The following is a 2,520-nucleotide window of genomic DNA, read 5'->3' on the forward strand; positions in this document are numbered from 1 at the left end:
CTTACTAAAATAATTCACAAAAAAATAAAGGTACCGGGATAAACTTTGCCCGGTACCTTTAAATAAGTTGGAGGTAATAAAAATGGTCTATCTATATATGCTTGTCAGTCTCATAGTGTTTTATCTCGTAGTTTTCATTCTCTCTCTGTTCAATATTCATATAATTAAAGGTGATGAAACTACCTATATTTTACTGGTCCTCATAATCGGAATCCTTCTTCACAATTCTGAAAACAAAAAAGATAAGTAGGCATGCACCAATAAATTCGGCTATATAACCTCTCTACATACCCCACCTCATATACTTCGCCTCCAGTTCTGCCTCCTTGTCCACGTTGTATGTGGCGATTTCCTCCGTCTGCTTGCTGATCGCATTTGTAGATTGATGTTCTCTATATGAATACGCCTGAGTGGTTGTTGCTTCCCGACGAACAAAACCGATCTGACGATACTGCCGAACTGTCTCCAAATATTCCTCCACCGCAAGACGGGTGGCTTTTTCGTCGATCGGCAGAATATTGAACGTTAATTGTAAGTTGTTTTTTCTTCTTTTCCCCAATGTAATCCCCTCACCGTGTTATAATTTGGTGAAGGTTTGAAACTACTGACCCCCGCGGGCCCGGCCAAGGAATGCGGGGGAATGAGGCAAGAATATGAGGGCGTACAGGGGATAAAATGCGGAAGAACCACCGAAGGATGAAAAATCCAGTGCGGTGGTTCTTTTTTTTCACTCGTCTTGTATGCCATCATTATAGGGGGAGGGGATGAAGGATGTTCCAGGATTTCAAGCTCGTAAGTGACCGCCCGGTCTCGATACAAGTAAAAGAATACGTCAATCGTTTAATTATAAAAGGGGCGCTTCAGGCGGATCAGAAGCTACCTTCCACACGAGAAATGAGCGTTCTGCTTAAGGTGAGCCGCAATACAGTCATTGCAGCCTATGAAGGCTTGGAGGATGACGGATTTACGTATGCGATTCCCGGAAAGGGTAGTTATGTGGCCGCCATGGTGGGCCAGTCGGCCGTAGATAACGGAGGATCTGACGGTTCTTCCACCTGGGAGATCGATTGGAAGGCAAGAATGAACGAGTATGCTGTATCGGCTGTTGATCTGGATATGATGAAGCAGGGCATTCGTGCCCAAAAGGGAACTATCTCGTTCACAAGCATCGCTCCGGATGAGCAGCTGTTTGATCTGGGGGATGTAAGGCGAGCTTTTATGGATCGGATGGCAATCGAAGGGCAGGTGCTGCTCAACTACGGCTATGCCAAGGGCTACAAGCCGCTGATTGATTATCTGATGCATTATATGGAGAACAAAGGCGTTGATATAATTGGCAAGGATATGCTGATTACAGGCGGGTTTACAGAAGGCTTTGACATTGTGCTGTCGGCTTTACGCCCTTCTGCACGCCGTGGAGCGGCAATTTGTGAAAATCCGACCCATCACACAGCGATCAAAAATTTGAAGTTGCAAGGATTTGAGATTACCGGCATTCCGATGGAGTGTGACGGTATTGATGTAGAGCGGCTAGAGGAGGTACTGCAGAACAATAGCTTCGATTTGGCCTATTTGACTCCTTCCTATCATAATCCGACAGGCATCGTCATGTCGCCGGCAAAGCGCAGCGCTGTTATGAAATTAATGGCACGCCATCAGATTCCGGTGATCGAGGATGGATTCAATGAGGAGCTGCGTTACTCGGGAGCGCATATTGCGCCCTTAATAGCGACAGCAGGCCAAGGGAACGGAGTAATCTATATTGGCAGCTTCTCCAAGGTGCTGTTCCCTGGCTTGCGTGTAGGCTGGGTGCTTGGAGACCGAGCACTGATTGACACTCTGGAAAGCATTAAGCGTGCGCGCACCATTCATACCTCAACAATCGATCAATCGATTTTATACCAATATATGCTTAACGGAAATTTCGATAAACATGTAAAAAAAGCACGTACAGAGTATAAGCGCAAATATGAGCTGACAAAGGCATGCTGTGAAGCACATCTTCCTGAGGCGCAGGTGTCTGGTGACGGGGGCTTGCATTTGTTCCTTACCTTCCCGGCAGGCGTAAATACACGCCAGCTGCTAGAAGCTTGCAACGAACAGGGCGTCATTTTTACACCGGGAGACAAGTTTTTTATTCAAGAAGGCGAAGGGACGAATACATTGCGGCTTGGGTTTTCACGAGTAACGGATGAAAATATCGAACGGGGTATTCAAATAATCGGCAAACAGACACGTAACTTTCTTAAAGCATAATGGTTAGAAAAGAGCTACAGAGACGGAATATTGTTCTGGAGAAGCACCAGCGATCAAAAGAACAATCCGTAACCACATAAAGATTTTGAAGAAAAATGAGGTGTCATGATGAAAATTGGTGTTATTATGGGTGGTATTTCCTCTGAGCGTGAGATTTCTCTGCAGACAGGTCAAGAGATGATCAATCATTTGGATCGCAGCCGTTATGAAGTGGTTCCAATGGTGATCGAGCAGCGAGCGGATTTAATCGCGCAGGTCCAGCAG

Annotated in this window: 2 protein-coding genes and 1 pseudogene; 2 read left to right on the forward strand and 1 reads right to left on the reverse strand. The window is 45.8% G+C overall.

The features are described 5' to 3' along the window. Positions 1-283: 283 nt before the first annotated feature. Positions 284-559 carry an ArpU family phage packaging/lysis transcriptional regulator gene (locus tag GRP75_RS24295; RefSeq protein ID WP_023988280.1) on the reverse strand — a complete coding sequence of 92 codons (276 nt, stop codon included), beginning with the start codon at positions 557-559 and terminating at the stop codon, positions 284-286. A gap of 212 nt (positions 560-771) precedes the next feature. Here GRP75_RS24295 and GRP75_RS24300 point away from each other — a divergent pair, with 212 nt between their 5' ends. Together GRP75_RS24300 and GRP75_RS24305 are read left to right on the forward strand one after the other, a co-directional pair. Next, positions 772-2,256: an aminotransferase-like domain-containing protein gene (locus tag GRP75_RS24300; RefSeq protein WP_068940704.1), complete on the forward strand. Its 1,485-nt coding sequence runs from the start codon at positions 772-774 to the stop codon at positions 2,254-2,256. A 108-nt stretch (positions 2,257-2,364) separates the two neighbouring features. Further along, positions 2,365-2,520 (forward strand): annotated as a pseudogene (locus GRP75_RS24305) (D-alanine--D-alanine ligase); the annotation flags it as partial.

This window comes from Paenibacillus sp. OT2-17, assembly GCF_009827695.1.
GTDB classification, from domain to species: domain Bacteria; phylum Bacillota; class Bacilli; order Paenibacillales; family Paenibacillaceae; genus Paenibacillus; species Paenibacillus polymyxa_B.